A 19,353-nucleotide genomic window follows, 5' to 3' on the forward strand; every position below is an offset into this window, starting at 1 on the left:
CGACCCAGCCGCGGCCACGGAATGGCGCCCGGCATCGCTCGCGGCAACCGGCGTGGGAATCGCTGTGACTCAATCGTGAGTCACAGCGATTCCCACGCTGGTCGGGATGTGTCAGGCCGCGACGTAGCCGTTGAACACGTGGACCCCGTCGGCGGCGCCGTCCGCGTTCGCCCGGTTCGTGTTGAAGTACAGCTTGCCGTCGCTGATTCCCACGCCTTCGATCTCGAAGAACGTGTATGCCGAGGACGTGATCCGGAAGGAGAGGTCAGCGGCCGCGGGTGCCGTTCCCGTCGTCGTCGGCGACACGTTCCGATAGACGAGCACGATGCTGCGGTTTTCCTTGGTCAGCGGGTAGTAGAGAACCTTCTTGGGTGCGTCGTAGAAGAAACCCTGGTTGGTGAAGGTCCCCAGGTCCGGCACCACCGCGCCGTTGACGAGAGCGCCGTCGACCTGGAGGGTGAACGCGTTCGTCAGCTCGATGGTCCCGGAGGAGGCGCGCAGCGGGAGGCTGCCGTTGTAGATCGTCCGGCCGCTCTTGAACATGAACCCGATGGTGGTGCTGGTGACCGAGGCCCGGTTGATCCCGGACGGTGCCACCGGGGCCCCGTTGAGACGCAGCTGGTACGACCCGGCGTGGTAGTAGGTGGTGCCGTCGTAGCGGAGCCTCACCAGCTGCGGGCCGTTCGCCTTCATCGTCACGATGAACATGTGGTGCTGCGCGTCGATGTCGACGATCGTCATGTCGTTGCCGTGCCCGAGCCAGGGGTTGGTCGTCCCGCCGTTCGTGCCGTTCGTCATCAGCACGCGCGCACCGGTGGTCTTGTGGATGCGGTAGATGACGGAGGTGTCGTCGTAATTGGTGCGGTTCTTGATCGAGTAGAGGTAGGTGGATCCGGCTGCGAAGCCCTGGGCACCTGTGCAGCAGCTCGTGTTGGGCGTGCTGGCGATGGTGGTGTACGTGTTGTAGTAGGCAGCCTGAGCTGGGCTTCCAGACAGGACCAGTGAACCGAGAACCAGTGTGACCAGGACTGTCAGTCGTTTACCGAACTGCATGTCGTCCTCCCCGAATCTCGACGACCCGAGGCCGGATGCCTCGGAGATCATCGAGTGCAGGCTATTCCGTCAGTTCCTGACCACCAGTTTCGGGTTGGCCGTCAGGTAGGCGTCGGCCCGGCCGGCGCGCAACTCGGTGATGAACTTCCGGCCGACCGAGGTGAGCTGTTCGCCCCGGTAACCGCTGCCCCGGCCGACTCCGCTGCCGGGGAGCGCCACCAGGGTCATCGCCTCGGGGCGGAGCCGGCTCAGCGCGAATCCGAAGTCGACGATGTCGGAGCCGCTGCCGCTGGTGAAGGTCAGCGCGTCGCCGAGCGCGCGGACGACCTGGCGTACCCGTTCGGGACTCCGGGCCAGGTCCTGGCTGAGGATCTTCGTCAGCATCGCCTTGATGAGCTGCTGCTGGTGCCGCTGCCGGGTGTACGCGCCACCGGTGGTGTAGCGCTGCCGGGCATAGTCCAGCGCCTGCCAGCCGGTCAGCGTACGGCGGCCCTTCTCGTAGACCATCTGCGGCCCGACGTAACCGCCGCCGCGCAGCGCGCGATGCGTGCCGTCCGGTTCCCGGTGCTGCGAGACCACCCGCTGGTCCACATAGAGGTCCACTCCGCCGAGGGCGTCGACCAGCTCGTCGAAGCCGCCGAAGGTGAGTACCGCACCCGCGTCGAAGCGTTTGATCCCGGTGTACGCGCTCACCGTCGCGGAGAGCAGTTGGAAGCCCTGCGCGGTGCTCGGGCGCTTGTTCTTGCCGGGTACCCGACTGCCGTAGCTCATCGCGTGGGTCAGCTTGGTGCGGTCGCCGGGGAAGTTCGCCTTGGGAAAGCGCGGGATGTCGACCACCAGGTCGCGGGGGAGCGCGAACAGGTACGCCCGGTCGAGTTCCTTCGTGACGTGCAGGACCAGTACCGCGTCGGCGTGCGGCTCCCAGTCCGGCTTGCTGACCCGGGTGTCGACGCCGACCAGCAGCAGGTTGAGCGGTCCGGTGATGTCGGCACCGGGCTCCGGGGTCGGGCTCGGTGTGGGTGACGGCGCGACCGGGGTCGGTGCCGGAGAAGTGGGCCGGGCCTGCGGGGCCGGATCGGAGCCGCTGCCCCAGAAGCGGTTGGCCGCGTAGGCCGTACCGGCCAGCAGCACCGCGACCGCGACGATCGCGCCGAGCCAGACGGTCCGGCGGCGTCTCGGCCGGCCGCCGTCGCCGGGCGCCGGCCCGTCGTCGTTTCCGGGTACGCCGGTAGCGCTTCCCCCGTGATCTGCCACGCGTCCACTTCCCCTCGGCCGTGCGGTCTGCCAGGACCGGCCGTAACCCATAAGACGCCTCGTCGGCCCGCCGACGTTGCACCGCAGGAGCGCGGCAGCAGGAAATGATGGCGCAGATCCCGCCTGGTGCGATAGCTACCGCTCGGTAATGATGCTCAACATGGGGCAATCCGCCGGCACCGAGCCCACCGACAGCACCGAACCACCCGTCAACCCCGCCCCCGCCTCCGCACCCGACGTCGACGTCGGCGTCGTCGTCATCGGTTCGGGCTTCGGCGGTAGTGTGGCGGCGCTGCGCCTGGTCGAGAAGGGTTACTCGGTCCTCGTCCTGGAGGCCGGGCGGCGGTTCGCCGACCACGAGTTGCCGGAGACCTCCTGGCGGATCCGCCGTTTCCTCTGGGCGCCCGCGCTGCGTTGCTACGGCATCCAACGGATCACCCTGCTCCGCTCCGCCGGTCGTGCCGTCTCCGGCGAACGCGGCGGCGGTACGGCGCCGGCGAAGGTGCTGGTGCTCTCCGGTGCCGGCGTCGGCGGCGGCTCCCTGGTCTACGCGAACACGCTCTACGAGCCGCTGCCCGCGTTCTACGCGGATCCACAGTGGCGGGAGATCACCGACTGGCAGGGTGAACTCGCCCCCCACTACGACCAGGCGAAACGGATGCTCGGCGTCACGACGTACCCGAGGGAGACGGCGGCGGACCGGGCCATGCGCGCGGTGGCCGACCGGATGGGGGTCGGGCACACCTTCCACACCACCCCGGTCGGGGTCTACCTGGGCCGGCCGGGGGAGCGGGTCACCGACCCCTACTTCGGCGGGGTCGGGCCGGAGCGGACCGGCTGCCTGCACTGCGGCGCCTGCATGACCGGCTGCCGGCACGGCGCGAAGAACAGCCTGGTCAAGAACTACCTCTGGCTGGCCGAGCGGCTCGGTGCCGAAGTCCGGCCGCTGACCACGGTGACCTCGGTCCGGCCGGCGCCGTCGGGCACCGGCTACGAGATCGAGACGGTACGCACCGGAGCCTGGCCACTGCGGCACCGCCAACGGATCCGGGCCGGTCAGGTGGTCTTCGCGGCCGGCGCGTTGCAGACCCAGCGGCTGCTGCACCGGATGCGCGCCACCGGGGCACTGCCGCACCTCTCGCCCCGGCTCGGCGCGCTGACCCGGACCAACTCGGAGGCGATCCTCGGCGCCACGGTGCCGGTACGGGCCGCCCGCCGCGCCGGCCTGGACTTCACCGACGGGGTGGCGATCACCAGCTCCTTCCATCCGGACCCGGCGACGCACGTCGAGCCGGTCCGGTACGGCCACGGTGCCAACCTGATGGGGCTGCTCCAGTCGGCACTGGTCGACGGCGGTCCGCGCCGCGTCCGGCGCTGGCTCGGCATCCTGGCCCGGCGCCCCCTGACCTACCTGCCGCTGCTCTCGGTCCGGGACTGGTCCCGGCGCACCGTGATCGCGCTGGTCATGCAGTCGCTGGACAACTCGCTGACCGTGTACTGGCGCCGTGGCCGGCTCGGGCGGCACCGGCTGGCGACCGCGCCCGGCCACGGCGCCGGCAACCCGACCTGGATCCCGGCCGGCAACCGGGCCGTCCGGCTGCTCGCCGAACAGCTCGGCGGCATCCCCGGCGGGTCGGTCACCGAGCCGTTCGACATGCCGGTCACCGCGCACCTGCTCGGCGGGGCGGTGATCGGGGCCACCGCCGCCGAGGGAGTGGTCGACGCGTACCACCGGGTCTTCGGGCACCCGGGACTGCACGTGGTGGACGGGGCGGCGGTCTCGGCGAACCTCGGGGTGAACCCGTCGCTGACCATCGCCGCCCAGGCGGAACGGGCGATCTCGCTCTGGCCCAACCGGGGCGCCCCGGACCCCCGCCCGCCGCTCGGTGCGGCGTACGCCAGGGTCCCGCCGGTACCGCCGCGCCGCCCGGCGGTACCGCCCGACGCCCCGGCCGCGCTCCGCTGGGTGTAAGGAAGGGCCCCTTCTTATCGCTTTCTGTATAGAAAGGGCCCCCTCCTAACGCCTGCTCGTCGGCGGGGCGCTGTGCGGCGGCGGTGGGTTCCCGGGTACCGGCCGAGGCTGGGTAGGCTTCGTACACATGAACACGCCGCGCCCGGTCCTCGTGGTGGACTTCGGAGCCCAGTACGCCCAGCTCATCGCCCGCCGCGTCCGGGAGGCCCGGGTCTACTCGGAGATCGTCCCGCACTCGATGCCGGTCTCGGAGATGCTGGCCAGGGATCCGGCCGCGATCATCCTCTCCGGCGGCCCGGCCAGCGTCTACGCGCCGGGCGCCCCGCAGGTCGACCCGAAGCTCTTCGACAGCGGCGTGCCGGTCTTCGGCATCTGCTACGGCTTCCAGGCGATGGCCCGGGCCCTCGGCGGCACGGTGGCGCACACCGGCGGCCGGGAGTACGGCGGCACCGCCCTGCGGGCCCGGTCCGACGCGACCGCCCTGCTCCGGGACCTTCCGGCCGAGCTGTCCGTCTGGATGAGCCACGGTGACTGTGTGACGGAGGCGCCCGACGGGTTCACCGTGACCGCCGAGTCGCCCGGTGCGCCGGTGGCGGCCTTCGAGGATCTCGTCGGTCGCCGGGTCGGTACCCAGTTCCACCCGGAGGTCGGGCACACCGAGCACGGCCAGCGGATGCTGGAGCGCTTCCTCTACGACGTGGCGGGGATCGAGCCGACCTGGACCCCGGAGAACATCATCTCCGACCAGATCGCCGAGATCCGCGCCCGGGTCGGCGACAAGGAGGTCATCTGCGGCCTCTCCGGCGGGGTCGACTCGGCGGTCGCCGCCGCGCTGGTTCACCAGGCCGTCGGCGACCAGCTCACCTGCGTCTTCGTCGACCACGGACTGCTGCGGGCCGGCGAGGCCGAGCAGGTGGAGTCCGACTACGTCGCGGCGACCGGGATCAAGCTCAAGGTGGTCGACGCGGCCGACCGGTTCCTCGACGCGCTGGCCGGGGTGACCGACCCGGAGCAGAAGCGCAAGATCATCGGTCGGGAGTTCATCCGGGTCTTCGAGGCGGCGGCCCGGGAGGTGGCCGCCAGCGGGGACGTCGAGTTCCTGGTGCAGGGCACCCTCTACCCCGACGTGGTCGAGTCCGGCGGCGGCACCGGCACGGCCAACATCAAGTCGCATCACAACGTCGGCGGCCTGCCGGAGGATCTGAAGTTCTCGCTGGTGGAGCCGCTGCGCACGCTCTTCAAGGACGAGGTACGCCAGCTCGGCCTGGCGCTGGGGCTGCCCGAGGCGATGGTCTGGCGGCACCCGTTCCCCGGCCCCGGCCTGGCGATCCGGATCATCGGGGCGGTGGACCGGCAGCGGCTCGACCTGCTCCGGGCGGCCGATCTGATCGCCCGGGAGGAACTCACCGCCGCCGGTCTCGACCGGGACGTCTGGCAGTTCCCGGTGGTGCTGCTCGCCGACGTACGCAGCGTGGGGGTGCAGGGTGACGGACGCAGTTACGGGCACCCGGTGGTGCTCCGGCCGGTGTCGAGTTCCGACGCCATGACGGCGGACTGGTCCCGCCTGCCGTACGACGTGATCGCCCGGATCTCCACCCGGATCACCAACGAGGTCGCCGAGGTCAACCGGGTGGTGCTCGACGTGACGAGCAAGCCGCCGGGCACCATCGAGTGGGAGTGACCCCGGTCCGCGCCGGTTAGCGCGGGTCCGGCGGCGTACCGCCGAACGCCTCCGTCGGCCCGTCCGCGCCGCCCGAACCAGCCGTACCCTGCCCGGCCGGTGCCGACGGCTCGACCGGCTGGGTCTGCTGGACCGCGGGCGCCGGTGCGGCGGCCGGAGCACCGGTCGGTGCGGCCGGAGCCGGCGGGGTGGCCGGCGGACCGGCCGGAGGGGTCGGGGTGGCCGGCCGCGTGCCGGGCGCCCAGCTCGGTGGCCAGACCGGGCCGGTGCCGGGCGGGTGCGGCCAGGCGGGAGCGTTGGCCGGCTCCTCCGGCATCAGGAACCAGAGCACCGGGTAGGCCAGCAGGCCGAGCCCGCCGGTGAAGACCGCGACGGCGGCGAAGACCACCCTGACCAGGGTGGGGTCGACGTTGAAGTAGCGGCCGAGTCCGCTGGCCACACCGGCGATCATCCGGTCGGTGGTCGGTCGACGGAGCTGCTTGTACGGGGGCTGGCTGAGCGGTATCTGCGTCATGGTTCCACGGTCCGCCCCGACGGCCGGCGCGTCCTCGGTGACCGCCCGGATAGTGACCCTGACCCTCCCCTGACCGGTGCCACCAGCATCCCGACAGTGGGGTCAACTGTCAGGAATCCGACTCTTTTCGTGGTCGGGTCGGACGATCAAGGGAGAATTTGGTCCTGTGACCCCCGCGCTGGAACCGATCCGCAAGATCGCCGCATACGCGATTTGCACCGATTCAACCGATCGGGTGCTTCTGGTCCGGGCCTCCTCCCGGTCCGGAACGCCCGGTGTCTGGTCGCTGCCCGGCGGTGCCGTCGACCACGGTGAGGACCCGAACCACACCGTGGTACGCGAGACCGCCGCCGAGACCGGCCTCTCCGTCTCCGTCGTCGGGCTGCGGGACGTCCTCGCCGACATGAGATCGCTGCCGCACCGGGGTGTCACGATCCACACCGACCGCCTGCTCTACCAGGTCTCGGTGCGCGGCGGCACGCTCTGTGACCGGATCGGCCAGCCGACCGACCTCGCCCGCTGGCACAGCCTGGCGGAGGCGGAGAAACTGCTGCTGCGGCCCTTCACCGCGCGTGCCCTCGGCCTGCCCAGCGGGCCGATCGACCTGCGGCCGGAGGAGGCGCCGGAGTTCCCCTCCTTCCACGCCGTACCCGGGCCGGACGGGCTGCACCGGGCCCAGCGCTTCGCGGCGTACGCGGTCGCCACCGACCCGGACGGCCGGGTGCTGCTGACCCGGGTCGCGGACGGCTATCCCGGGGCGGGCTGTTGGCACCTGCCCGGCGGTGGCACCGACTACGGCGAGCAGCCCGGCGCCGCCCTGATCCGGGAACTCGTCGAGGAGACCGGGCAGCGCGGCCGGCTGGTCGAGCTGATCGGGGTGGCGAGCCACCGGGACGCCGCCTCGCTCGGGCCCGAGGGCTACCCGATCGACTGGCACGGGGTACGCGCCTTCTACCGGGTGGTCGTCGACTCGCCCGCCCCGCCGACCGTCGGTGACGTCGGCGGCTCCACCTCAGAGGCCCGCTGGTTCGGCCGGGAGGAGCTGGAGGCGCTGCCGGTGGACCGGCTGACCGAGGTGACCGCCGAGGCCGTCCAGGCGGCCCGGCTGGGCTGACCGGCCGACGAACGGGCGGGGTGGTCGAGCCGGGCGTGATCAACCTGGCGCCCCTGGTGCCCGACCCGGCTGTCGAACCCGCGCCCGACTCCGTTTCCCGACCCACCGGTGCCGGCCGCCGGCCCGGACCGGCATGATCGGTGCGGGCGCGGGGGAAGGGGCGGCGTGGTGCGACGGCGACGGCGGATCGGGGCGTACGGGCTGTGTCGGGACGGCGAGCGCGTGCTGCTCGTCCGGGCCTCCGCGGCCTTGCCCTTCCCCGGTGTCTGGCAGGTGCCCGGGGGCGGCGTCGAGCACGGGGAGCATCCGAGGGCGGCGGTGCACCGCGAGTTCGTCGAGGAGACCGGGCTGACCGTCGCGGTGACCGGGCTGCGGGTGGTGCTCGCCGACGTGATCCGGCTGGCCGAGGCGGACGGGCTGGTGGCCGAGCACACCGACCGGATCGTCTACGACGTCGTGCCGACCGGCGGCGAGCTGCGCGCCGAGGCGGAGGGCGGCACCGACGAGGTCGCCTGGATCGCCCGGGACGACCTGGCCGGGCTGGCCCTGATGCCGTTCACCGCCGAGCTGCTCGGCCGTGCGGCGGACCCGCTGCCCGAGCCCGTCGGGGCCGCGCCGGAGCCGGCCGCGTCCGCGCCGGGCGGGGCCGCACGCCCGGAACCGTTCGACCGGTTCCAGCGCTTCGCGGCGTACGGGCTGGCCACCGATCCCGCCGGCCGGATCCTGCTGACCCGGATCGCGACCGGGTTCCCCGGCGCGGGCCGCTGGCACCTGCCCGGCGGGGGTACCGACCACGGCGAGCAGCCGGCCAGCGCGCTACTGCGGGAACTGGTCGAGGAGACCGGGCAGCTCGGCCGGGTGACCGGGCTGCTGCACGTGTCGCACCGGCACAACACCGCCGAGTTCGGCCCCGAGGGGCGCCCGCTGGACTGGCACGGGGTCCGGGTGATCTACCGGGTCGAGGTCGACGCGCCCACCGAGGCGAGGGTCACCGAGGCGGCGGGAGGCTCGACCGAGACGGCCCGCTGGTTCTCCCGGGACGAGGTGGCGCAGCTGCCGCGTACCGAGGTGGTGGACGCGGCACTGTCGCTGGGGTAGCCCGCATCCGGACGCTGGTCACCGGCCTTTCGGGTGGCCGGCGGGGCGGGCCGGGAACGCGGAAATCTCTCCCGAAACGATGACTGTGACTGGTTCGGCTAGAGTTGCAGGCGGCCCGACAGTGTGTGCCACCCCCGGGGGTAGCGCCCCGGATGGGAGGTCTGAGTGCTTTGGGTGTTTTGGGATAAATACCCCTCAGACAGCTATCGCCAATCCATCCGGTCTGTGCGATGGTGTAGGCCGCAATTGGTTGCCGGCCAAGGAGTCCCGGCGCCCGATGGCGCTTGGGCGGGTGCCGCCACGGTGGCGGACAAGTTGATCCGGTGATGGAGGAAACGTGCCGAGAGCCCCATGGCGTCGGCGTCGTACGTCGGACAGCCCGCGCCCGGCAGGGCGTCGCTGGGCGGGGCGGCTGCGCCGCAGCGGTACGTTCGCCCGGCAGGTGTTGCTGGTCCGGGTGGGACGCCGGGATCACGACCTGGGCGACGCCAGCCCCGGTGTCCTCGTGCGGCCCGACCGCTTCTACCCCGAGGACTCCACCCGGCTCGACCCGTACGACGTCGGCCCGCTGACCGCCGCCGAGATCGAGGCGGTCGTGCCGGTGAGTCCGGCCGTCGGCCCGGCCGACCCGGTCGACGCAACCGGACCGGGGATGGCGATCCCGCTGCTGCCCGGCGAGCGGAGCATGCTGCGCCGGATCAAGTTCGCCGTGGTCAACGCCTGCACCCTGGCCAGCCTGACCCTCGGGCTGCTCGCCATCTTCCAGGCGATGCAGGGCGACGTGCGGGTGGCGGCGTACTGCCTGATCGCCTGCGTGGCGTTCGACGGCCTCGACGGGGCGCTGGCCCGCAAGATGGGCGTGGCCAGCCCGTTCGGTGCCCAGATGGACTCGCTGGCCGACATGTGCTCGTTCGGCCTGGCCGCCCCGGTGGTGGTCTACGCCTCGCTGGTGGGCTCGGTCTCGACCGCCGCCGCAGCGGTGGCCTGCGCACTCGTCGCGGCCTGCGCGGCGATCCGGCTCGCCCGGTTCAACGTCTCGCCCAAGGACGGGCGGTTCTTCTGCGGCGTGCCGACCACGATGGCCGCGGCGGTGCTCGCCCTGGCGGTGCTGATCGGGCTTCCGGTCTCCGGCGAGGTGCAGGTGGCCGGGGTGGGGCTGCTCGCCTTCGCCATGGTCTCCAGCTTCCCGTACGCCAAGCTGGCCCGCCTGATCAAGCTGCCGCCGTGGCTCTGGCTGGCCCCGGTGATCGGCGCCCTGGTCGACATCCGGCTCACCTTCGCGATCCTGGTGGTCGGTTACCTGGTCAGCGGTCCGCTGCTCTGGTGGCGCCAGCGCCGCACCGCCTGACGGTCACGGCGGCGGGGCGTCATCCGCTCCCGCCCGCCGCGCCGGATCCGCCCGGGAAGGCCCGGAATTATCCGCGCACTACGGTCGTGGGGGGGGGGGGGGCGGGGGGGGGGGGGCCCCCCCGGGGGGGGCCCCCCCGCCCCCCCCGCCCGGGGCCGTATCCCGCCTGGCATCGGGGGCGACCCCCCCAAACGGGGGGTCCGCCCCCCCACGACTTTCCGCGTGACATGCGGCCGGTCCGTCCCGGGGCCGGGTGGGGCGGCGGCCCTACCGGAGGTCAGCGCCAGCGGGCGATCACGGAGGATCCGCCGACAACCCGTTCGCCCGGGCCGACCACCGGTTCGGCCGCGTCGGCCGGCAGGTAGACGTCGGTGCGTGAACCGAACCGGATCAGGCCGAACCGTTCGCCGCGGGCCAGCAGTGCGCCGATCGGTGCCCGCTGCACGATCCGCCGGGCGATCAGGCCGGTCCGCTGGGCCACCACCACCGTGCCGTGCTCGGTGTCGAGCACCGTGTACGCGGCCACGTTGTGCTCCGCGTCCGGTTTCATCGCCGCCGCGAAGCCACCGTCGGCGACGAAGTAGTCGACCACCTTGCCGGCCACCGGTGAGCGGTTGACGTGTACGTCGAGTACGGAGAGGAAGACCGCGATCCGGAGGAACTCGCCGTCCCCGAAGCGCTCGTCCCGGAGCCGCTGTACGGAGAGCACCTGGCCGTCGGCGGCGGCGACCACGGCGGACTCGTCGTCCGGGATGTCCCGCTCCGGGTCCCGGAAGAACGCGGCCACCGGGCCGGCGGCGAGCGCGGGCAGCAGCCAGAGCCGGGACTTCGGCCGGGTGACCCGGGTGAGCGCGGCCAGCCCGAGCGCGATGCCGGCCGCCGCGACCCCGTTGGAGTCGATGTGCATCCCACGGGTCAGCGGAATGCTCGACGTACGGTGCGCCGGCGCCAACCGGGTCGCCACCGATACCTCGGCCGGGGTGAACCGGAGCCGGTGCGCCCGGACCGGAGGCTGGTTGACCAGGACGAGGTCGCTGCCGACGCCGAACAGCGCGCTCTGCCGTTCGAGTTCGCCGACCGCGCCCGGTGCCCGGCCGGGCAGGGCGGGCACCAGCACGCTGAGTACGCCGCCGTCGGTCAGATATTTCGTGAGTCCGTCCAGTGCGCTCCGGGTCTCCTCGGCGCTGCCGGTCAGCGGCTCCGCGGCGATCACCACGTCCGCCGCGTCCGCGTCGGCAAGCGAGTCGGCGACCCGGACCCGTTGCGCGGTCCACTGCCCGAGGGCGGCGACGTGCTCCCGGAGCTGTTCGGCGCCGAGCGCGTCCGCCGGCACCACGGTGAGTACGTCGCCGGGGAGCAGCGCGTCGACCGCCGCCGCCAGTACGGACGAGTCGGTGGTGACCCCGACCAGCAGGGTGGTCTTCGGGCCGTGGTGCCGGGCCATCTCGGTGGTGAGGACGCGGGCGGCGCGCTCGCCGACGCGGACCGGGCGGCCTGGGCCGGTGGCGCGTACGGCGGGGGACTGGGTCATCTCGGGCGGGCTCCTCGCGAGTTCAGGACGGGCGGCTGCCGATAGCGGCGCAGGCTACGCGGTGCGGCGGTTTCCCGGCCGCTGGCACGTGACCGGCCGGCGGAGGCGCGAACCTCCGCCGGCCAGTTTAGGCACGGCCTGACCGAGTCGCACTGATCGTGCCGGCCGCTCGTCGCGTCACGCGGGTCGTTCGTCGGGCCGGTCCGCCGCCGTTCCGGGCGGGTCGGCCGGCGTCGGAAGTACCTCGGTGTCGCGGTCGGAGGGGTCGCCGCCGGATCGGGGAGGGGATCCGGTCTTCGGCTCGGGGAACAGTTCGGCGGTGGGGTGCTCGGACGGTTCTCCGGCCGGCCGGTCGAACTCCGCCGTCCGATCGGCCGGCCCGGCCGTGACCCGATCGTCCCGGTCGAACTGGTGGGTCGGGTCCGGGTCCAACTGGTGGGTCGGGACCGGGTCGAGCCGGTCGGCCGGGTTCGACTCGAAGCGGTCCCCCGGGTCGCGGTCGAAGAGCGTCCCGAGGGGCGCGTCGGTCGGTCCGGGGTCGGCGACGTCGGTCGGCGTGGCCGGGGGACCGGGCTCGGGTGCGGCCGGTGTCGCCGACGGCTGCCGCCCGGACCGGTTGGCCCGGAGCGCGCCGATCAGGCCCAGCGCGCCGACCCCGATCAGGCCGGCGGCCACCAGCCAGCCGATGGCCGGGAGTGTGACGTGGGTGAGCTGCGCGAACAGCCACCAGGCGGTAACGCCGAGAAAGATCACGGCGAACGTCAGCGACACCCCGTCGGTACGGTGCGCCTTCATCGAGTCACCTCCGCGGTGGCGGCGTCGACCGAGAGGTTGAGCAGCAGCTTCCCGCCGCCGGGTCCGTCCTCACCGAGGTCGGTCACCTCCCGTTGGCTGCCGTCGAAGTTGCTGTACCTGCGGTCCAGGACCAGGGCGTCGCCCGCGTTCACGTCGAGCCGTACGGTCACGTCGACGGTGGGCGGCAGGATCACCTTCACCTCGCCGAGGTCGACGTCCACGCTCACCCGGGCGTCCCGGTTCGTGAAGTCGATCCGGGTCAGGTCGAGCGTGGCGTTGCCCAGCCGGGTCTCGTAGCGGTCGGCCATGACCTCGTAGCTGGCCGGGGCCCAGAGCACGTCATCCTCGGCCCGCAGCCGGGTGTAGGACTCGGCGACCGTGGAGATGCCGAGGGCGCTCGCCGCGACCAGTCCGAGGGCGATCAACCAGCGGGCCCGGCCGAACCAGGCCCCGACCAGCAGCCCGAGGGCGATGGTCAGCAGGACGGCGGCGAAGTAGGTGGACGGCATGACCCGGATCGCGTCGGTCAGGTCCAGGATCGCGACCACGCCGATCGCCACGAAGATCATCGAGAAGGTGGCGGCACCCAGCGCGGACCGCTCACGTGGCCGCTTCGGTTGCTTGACCTTCGGCGGTGGCGGCGGCGGTGGGGTCGGAGCCGGCCGTGCGGCGTACGGGCCGTGCGGCGCGAACGGTGCCCGGTAACCCCCCGGTACGGGCGGTACGGGCGGTACGCCCGGGTGCGGCCCGGTCGGTACGGCCCCCGGTGGCGGGGTCGTCGGCCAGGCCGGAGCCGGCGGGGCCGGGGCGGCCATCGCGGGCCCGCCGGAGTAGCCGGGAGCGGCGGTCGGCTGCGGTGCCGGCGGGTACCAGGCAGGCTGGCCGGGTGCGGCCTGCGGCGGCACCGGCTGGCCGGGACCGGGCGGCGGATAGCCGGCTGGCGGCGGTGGAGCCGCACCCGGTTGCCAGTACGGTCCGGTGCGGTTCCGGTCGCGGTTGAGCAGCAGCGCGCCCCCGATCAGGACGGCCGCGCCGAGCAGTACCGCCCGGTAGGTGTCGGTCACGATGAAGCCGAACATCACCGCGGCGACGATGCCGAGCACCAGCACGGTGACCGGGGACATGCTCGACCGGCCCCGGCCCAGCATCGACTCGACCGGCGAGGCGGTGTCGCCCTCGGACGGGATGATCAGCCAGGCGGCGAGGTACACCAGCAGGCCGATCCCGCCGAAGAAGCCGAGCACGGCGAGGAGGACCCGCCAGAGGATCGGGTCGCTGTTGGTGGCCCGGCCGATCGCGGCGCAGACCCCGGCCAGGTAGCGGCCCTCGCTCGGCCGGACCAGGCCGTACCGGTAGGTGAACCCGAACTCCGGCGGCGGCCCACCGGCCCCGGGGGGCGGTGGGCCGGGTGGCGGGGTCGCGCCGGGTGGCGGAGGCCAGCCCGTACCCGGTGGCGGTGCCGGCTCGGTGCGTTCCGGGCCGGCGGTGGCCGGGTCGGGGGGGCCGGAGGCCTCCGGGGCCGGGGCAGGGCTGTCCGCTCGGTCGGGGTCGCCCACCGGACCGGGCGTTCCACGGGCGGCGGCAGCGTCGTCGGTCATGTTCCGATCCTCCGCCGTCGCAGGTGCGGCCGGCCTCAGGCGACAACCCTGAGCCCACCCTGAGATATCCGGTACGTGAAGTCCGGGGAGTCCCCATGGCTGCTGGGCCGGTGGACGTGTGACGATCGGAGCGTCGGTGGAACGGGACGTGCCGCGGCAGGTCCGCCGCAGGTCACCCCGCCGCCCGAGACGACGAGGAGTCCGAAGATCCGCGCCACGACCGAGCCGCCCCGCCTCTACCGGGCCCGCGACCACCGGATGGTCGCCGGCGTGGCTGCCGGGATCGCCCTGCACCTGGGCATCCGGGCGGTGTGGGTACGCGTGGCGTTCCTCCTGTTGCTCGGATTCAGTGGGCTCGGCCTGCTGCTCTACGCGGCGTTCTGGGCGGTGGTGCCGCCGCTGCCCGGTGGTACCCCGCCCCGGCGCAACGTCTTCCAACTGCTGCCGTTCGTGGCGATCGGCCTCGCCGTGATCCTGATCGAGGTCCTCGCCTTCAAGTCCGACGGGGTGGCCGGCACGGCCGGCTGGCTGGTCTCGATCATCGCGGTCGGCGCCGGGGTGATCTGGCACCAGTCCGCGCCGGAGCGCCGCTGGCAGTGGGACCAGTCGCTGCCGGTGCCGTGGCTGGGGGCGGTGGTGGCGGAGAGCGACCGGCGGGCCTTCGTGCTGCGGTTCATCGGCGGCGGGGTGCTGGTCGCGGTCGGCCTGATCGGTGTGGTCGCGGTCTACCGCCCGCAGGGCAACTTCGACGCGGTGATCAACGGGGTGATCTTCGCTCTGGTCGCGCTCGCCGGGGTGGGCGTGGTGGCCGCCCCGGTGCTCTGGCGGACGTACAACCAGCTGCGGGCCGAGCGGGAGGGGCGGATCCGGGAGCAGGAGCGGGCCGAGCTGGCCGCGATGATCCACGACCAGGTACTGCACACCCTCGCCCTGATCCAGCGCAACGCGGCCGACGTCAAGACGGTGCAGCGGCTGGCCCGGGGGCAGGAGCGCTCGTTGCGGAGCTGGCTCTACAAGCCGACCGGTTCGCCGAACGAGCGGTTCGCGGCGGCGCTGGAGCAGGCCGCCGCCGAGGTGGAGGACACCTTCGCGATCACCGTGGAGGCGGTGGTGGTCGGCGACCGGGAGACCGACGAGCGGGTCGGGGCGCTGGTGGCGGCGGCCCGGGAGGCGTTGGTCAACGCCGCCCGGCACGCGAAGGTGCAGACCGTCTCGCTCTATGCCGAGGTCGAGCCGGAGCAGGTGAGTGTCTTCGTCCGCGATCGCGGTGCGGGATTCGACCCGACTACCGTTGAGGACCACCGGCACGGCGTACGCGGCTCGATCATCGGGCGGATGAGGCGGCACGGCGGGCGGGCGGAGATCCGCAGTACGCCGGGGGACGGCACCGAGGTGAGACTCTTCCTCCCGACACCCCGGGAGGGCGCGGCACCAGGGAAGGAAAGGTAACGATCATGGTTGAGCCGACGGAGCCGGCGCGGGAGGAAACCCCGCAGCCGCGACCGCTGCGGGTCTTCCTCGTCGACGATCACGCGATGTTCCGGGCCGGCGTCCGCGCCGAGTTGGGAGCGCACGTCGAGGTGGTCGGCGAGGCCAGCACGGTGGCCGAGGCGATCAGCCGGATCGCCGCCACCGAACCGGACGTGGTGCTGCTCGACGTGCACATGCCCGACGGAGGCGGTCGCGCGGTGCTGGAGGCGGTCCGGCGTACCCGCCCGGAGGTGCGGTTCCTGGCGCTCAGCGTCTCCGACGCCGCCGAGGACGTGATCGGGCTGATCCGGGCCGGTGCCCGGGGGTACGTCACCAAGACCATCTCGCCGGACGAGCTGACCGCCGCGATCCGCCGGGTCGCCGACGGTGACGCGGTGTTCAGCCCCCGGCTGGCCGGGTTCGTGCTGGACTCCTTCGCCTCCCGGCCGGACGCGCCGGTCGCCGATCCCGAGCTGGACCAGCTCACCAACCGCGAGCGCGAGGTGCTCCGGCTGCTGGCCCGGGGCTACGCGTACAAGGAGATCGCCAAGGAGTTGTTCATCTCCATCAAGACGGTGGAGACGCACGTCTCGAACGTGCTGCGCAAGCTCCAGATGTCCAACCGCTACGAGCTGTCCCGCTGGGCGGCCGACCGCCGTCTGGTCTGAGCCGCGCCGTCCGTCGGCAGCGGCGGGCGGGTCGGCGGTACGGCATCGGCGGATCCACCGGTACGGCATCGGCCGAGCGGTGGGTGTCCGAGCGGTGACGATCAGATACCCTAAATCGATGGCTATCACTAGCTTGCTGACTGTCGGACCCCCGGTGCGCAGTCCCGTATCGTCCAAACGGACGAGCACGGTAGGTATGCGCTTGACATCGGAGAGCGCCCGGGGTGACGCGGGAAAGGTCACAACGAGCGGTACGGACGGCCGTCGGAGCGTCCCACATCGGTGACGTTCTGCCTGCTCATCGCCGTGTTCGGAGGGGTGGTCGGGCGGTCCGACAGGCGCCTGAAACATTGCCGGCAACTAACGGGTTGATAACGGCACCTTTCCGCGCTAGGCAGCTCAGTGTCACAGTGTCAGTCACCTCACAGTCCCTCGTGAGCGCCCTGAGGAGGCTTCACTCATGCGCGGGCAATTCCCGTTAAAGATGGCGGTCGGAGCGACCGCCATAATGTTGTTGGCGGCAGGCTGCGGCGGCGGCGGCGACGAGAGCTCGGCGGCGGACGCCGTGGTCTCGATCGGCATCGGCGAGCCGCAGCACCTGATCCCCTCCAACACCACCGAGTCCAACGGTGCCGAGGTGCTGGCCGCCCTCTTCTCCCCGTTGGTGGACTTCGACGCCGAGAACAAGCCGTACACGGTCGCGGCCGAGTCGGTCGAGTCGACCGACAACAAGGTTTGGACGATCAAGCTCAAGGACGGCTACACCTTCCACAACGGTGAGAAGGTCGGCGCCGACAACTACATCAACGCCTGGAACCACGCGGCGTACGGCCCGAACGGCAACGGCGGCTCGTACTTCTTCGAGCGCATCGAGGGCTACAAGGACCTGCAGTCCGAGGACCCGGACGGCGACGGCCCGAAGAAGGCTCCGGACCCGAAGGCGAAGACCCTCACCGGTCTGAAGAAGGTCGACGACCTGACCTTCACCGTGACGCTGAGCGAGCCCTTCTCCGGCTGGCGCTCGGTCATGGGCTACACCGTCTTCTACCCGCTGCCGAACGCCGCGTTCGCCTCCGAGGGCGTGCTCAAGGAGGACTACGAGCAGGCCCCGATCGGCAACGGCCCCTTCAAGATGAAGGGCACCTGGCAGCACGACTCGAAGATCGAGGTCGAGCGCTACGACGCCTACCCGGGCGACAAGGCAAAGGTGGGTGGCGTCACCTACAAGATCTACCAGGAGCAGACCGCCCAGTACGCCGACCTGATGGGTGGCGCCCTGGACGTGGTGACCCAGATTCCGATCGAGAACCTGGGCACCGCCCCGGCCGACCTCGGTGACCGCTTCAAGACCGGTCCGAACTCGGTCTTCCAGTTCGTCGGCTTCCCGACCTTCCTCCCGCAGTACTCGAAGGTCGAGGTCCGCAAGGCGATCTCGATGGCGATCAACCGCAAGGAGATCACCGACAACGTCTTCCGTGGTTCGCAGACCCCGGCGACGTCGTTCGTCTCCCCGGCGGTGGCCGGCTACCGCGAGAACAGCTGCGGCGAGCCCTGCACCTACGACCCGGCCAAGGCCAAGGCGGCGTACGACGCCGCGGGCGGCCCGAAGCAGATCAAGATCACCTACAACGCCGACGGTGGTCACAAGGCGTGGGTGGACGCCACCTGCAACCAGCTCAAGACCAACCTGGGCGTCGACTGCATCGGCGTCGGCGAGCCGAAGTTCGCCGACCTGCTCACCAAGGTCGAGGCCAAGGAAGACGTCGGCATGATCCGGCTCGGCTGGATCATGGACTACCCGCTGATGGAGAACTACCTCGGCCCGCTGTACGGGACCGGCGGTTCGTCGAACTACTACGGCTACAGCAACACGGAGTTCGACGCCCTGGTCAAGCAGGGCTCGGCCGCGCCGACCCAGGACGAGGCGATCAAGATCTGGCAGCAGGCCGAGGACATCCTCGCCCGCGACATGCCGGTGATTCCGCTGCGGCTCGGCCAGAACGTCTACGGCCACTCGGAGCGGGTCAAGAACGTCGAGCTCGACAAGTTCCAGAAGGTCGAGCTCCTCAAGATCGAGGCCACGAGCTGACCTGACTGCTCAGCGACGGACGGTCCGGTCCAGCCCGGCCCAGCTCGGGTCGGATCGGACCGTCCGTACGAGCCTCACCGGCCCCGGTGACCGGGACCGGTGAGGCTGCGGTCGTACCGTGCGCATCACGGTCTGCTGCCCGGCAGGCAGTCACCGATGCTCGTCTCTAAGGACTTGAGATATGTTCCGCTACTTCGTGCGGCGCGTGCTGCAAGGGGTCCTGACGTTTTTCGGGGCCACCTTCATCGTGTACGCCCTGATGTTCGCCAACCAGGACGACCCGCTCCAGGCTCTGGCGGGTGAGCGTCCGCTACCGGAGAACGTCCGGCTGGCGCTCACCGAAAGGTACCATCTGGACGACCCCTTCATCGTCCAATATGGCCACTACATGCGTGGCCTGTTGACCGGTGACTTCGGAGTCTCGCTGACCAACCGGTCGATCAGCGACATGATGCAGCAGGCCTGGCCGGTGACCATCCGGCTGGCGGTCTTGGCGATCATCATCTCGGCGCTGATCGCCGTCACCGCCGGGATCGTCTCCGGGATCCGTCGCGGCGGCGTATTCGACACCACGACGCTGATCATCACCCTGATCCTGCTCTCCCTGCCGATCGTGGTGCTGGCCCCGCTGGCGCAGCTCATCTTCGGGGTGCAGCTCAAGTGGTTCCCGGCGACAGCCGGCGCCGAACCAGGGTTCTATCACCTCATCCTGCCGGCGATCGTGTTGAGCTGTCTGGTGATCGCCACCCAGATCCGGGTGACCCGGGCCTCGGTGGCGGAGAACCTGCGCTCGGACTACGTTCGTACCGCCCGGGCCAAGGGACTGGCGAACCGCCGGGTCATCGGCGTGCACGTGCTGCGCAACTCGCTGATCCCGGTCGTCACGCTGATCGGTGTCGACCTGGGCAACCTGATGGCCGGAGCGATCGTCACCGAGGGTGTCTTCAACATCCCGGGCGTCGGCTTCAACCTGTTCCGCGGGATCCGGACCGAGGACGGCCCACTGGTGGTCGGCTTCGTCAGCATCCTGGTGATCGTCTTCTTGGTCGCCAACCTGGTCGTCGATCTGCTGTACGCGGTACTCGACCCGAGGATCCGCTATGAGTGAGCGAAGTGCGCGAATCAGTCGGCTCAGCGTGAAACCGTCCTCGTGGCGGCGCCGAGCGGA

At 71.7% G+C, this 19,353-nt stretch carries 14 protein-coding genes and 1 pseudogene; 9 read left to right on the forward strand and 6 right to left on the reverse strand.

All coding sequences use genetic code 11. From position 1 onward, the window contains the following. Positions 1-111 precede the first annotated feature (111 nt). Entirely contained in the window at positions 112-1,104 is a 993-nt protein-coding gene (locus V1634_RS03355; protein WP_331206249.1) for a hypothetical protein, read from the reverse strand. Between the two features lie 18 nt (positions 1,105-1,122). Then, positions 1,123-2,199, reverse strand: a complete 1,077-nt coding sequence (locus V1634_RS03360) for an LCP family protein (protein WP_407951713.1) — start codon at positions 2,197-2,199, stop codon at positions 1,123-1,125. Between the two features lie 268 nt (positions 2,200-2,467). On the opposite strand from V1634_RS03360, the gene V1634_RS03365 reads away from it, so the two are divergent. Further along, positions 2,468-4,279: a GMC family oxidoreductase gene (locus tag V1634_RS03365; protein WP_331206251.1), complete on the forward strand. Its 1,812-nt coding sequence runs from the start codon at positions 2,468-2,470 to the stop codon at positions 4,277-4,279. A 127-nt stretch (positions 4,280-4,406) separates the two neighbouring features. Next, a complete protein-coding gene (gene guaA / locus V1634_RS03370) occupies positions 4,407-5,960 on the forward strand; it encodes a glutamine-hydrolyzing GMP synthase (protein ID WP_331206252.1) in 1,554 nt (517 codons plus the stop codon). Positions 5,961-6,159: 199 nt separating this feature from the next. Here the strand turns inward: guaA and V1634_RS03375 are convergent. Beyond that, positions 6,160-6,474: pseudogene (locus V1634_RS03375) on the reverse strand (PspC domain-containing protein); the annotation flags it as partial. A 166-nt stretch (positions 6,475-6,640) separates the two neighbouring features. Here V1634_RS03375 and V1634_RS03380 point away from each other — a divergent pair. The 3 genes from V1634_RS03380 to V1634_RS03390 all read left to right on the forward strand — a co-directional run bounded on the left by V1634_RS03380 (position 6,641) and on the right by V1634_RS03390 (position 10,034). Beyond that, entirely contained in the window at positions 6,641-7,588 is a 948-nt protein-coding gene (locus V1634_RS03380; protein WP_107260741.1) for an NUDIX domain-containing protein, read from the forward strand. Between the two features lie 168 nt (positions 7,589-7,756). Continuing rightward, positions 7,757-8,686, forward strand: coding sequence for an NUDIX hydrolase (locus V1634_RS03385; protein WP_331206253.1), 930 nt, complete (start codon positions 7,757-7,759; stop codon positions 8,684-8,686). Positions 8,687-9,098: 412 nt separating this feature from the next. Further along, complete coding sequence (locus V1634_RS03390; RefSeq protein WP_331206504.1) at positions 9,099-10,034, forward strand: CDP-alcohol phosphatidyltransferase family protein; 936 nt, start codon at positions 9,099-9,101, stop codon at positions 10,032-10,034. A 277-nt stretch (positions 10,035-10,311) separates the two neighbouring features. Here the strand turns inward: V1634_RS03390 and V1634_RS03395 are convergent, their stop codons facing one another. The 3 genes from V1634_RS03395 to V1634_RS03405 form a co-directional block, all read right to left on the reverse strand. Beyond that, positions 10,312-11,565 (reverse strand): phosphatidylserine decarboxylase, encoded by a 1,254-nt coding sequence (locus V1634_RS03395; protein ID WP_331206254.1) that lies wholly within the window; start codon positions 11,563-11,565, stop codon positions 10,312-10,314. Between the two features lie 177 nt (positions 11,566-11,742). Continuing rightward, positions 11,743-12,360 carry a phage holin family protein gene (locus tag V1634_RS03400; RefSeq protein ID WP_331206255.1) on the reverse strand — a complete coding sequence of 206 codons (618 nt, stop codon included), beginning with the start codon at positions 12,358-12,360 and terminating at the stop codon, positions 11,743-11,745. Further along, on the reverse strand, positions 12,357-13,958 hold the full coding sequence (locus V1634_RS03405; RefSeq protein ID WP_331206256.1) for a PspC domain-containing protein: 1,602 nt from the start codon (positions 13,956-13,958) through the stop codon (positions 12,357-12,359). Before V1634_RS03405 ends, V1634_RS03400 begins: the two co-directional genes overlap by 4 nt. 207 nt (positions 13,959-14,165) lie before the next feature. On the opposite strand from V1634_RS03405, the gene V1634_RS03410 reads away from it, so the two are divergent. From V1634_RS03410 to V1634_RS03425, 4 genes are all read left to right on the forward strand, one after another. Then, the gene (locus tag V1634_RS03410; RefSeq protein WP_331206505.1) at positions 14,166-15,407 is read left to right on the forward strand and encodes a PspC domain-containing protein; all 1,242 of its coding nucleotides are present in this window, start codon (positions 14,166-14,168) and stop codon (positions 15,405-15,407) included. 5 nt (positions 15,408-15,412) lie between these two features. Beyond that, the gene (locus V1634_RS03415) at positions 15,413-16,096 is read left to right on the forward strand and encodes a response regulator transcription factor (protein WP_331206257.1); all 684 of its coding nucleotides are present in this window, start codon (positions 15,413-15,415) and stop codon (positions 16,094-16,096) included. A 460-nt stretch (positions 16,097-16,556) separates the two neighbouring features. Then, the gene (locus tag V1634_RS03420; RefSeq protein WP_407951708.1) at positions 16,557-18,185 is read left to right on the forward strand and encodes a peptide ABC transporter substrate-binding protein; all 1,629 of its coding nucleotides are present in this window, start codon (positions 16,557-16,559) and stop codon (positions 18,183-18,185) included. Between the two features lie 181 nt (positions 18,186-18,366). Then, positions 18,367-19,293: an ABC transporter permease gene (locus V1634_RS03425; RefSeq protein WP_331206259.1), complete on the forward strand. Its 927-nt coding sequence runs from the start codon at positions 18,367-18,369 to the stop codon at positions 19,291-19,293. Positions 19,294-19,353: the final 60 nt, after the last annotated feature.

Origin of the sequence: Plantactinospora veratri (assembly GCF_036421995.1) — a bacterium.
In the GTDB taxonomy this organism is placed as follows: Bacteria; Actinomycetota; Actinomycetes; order Mycobacteriales; family Micromonosporaceae; genus Plantactinospora; species Plantactinospora veratri.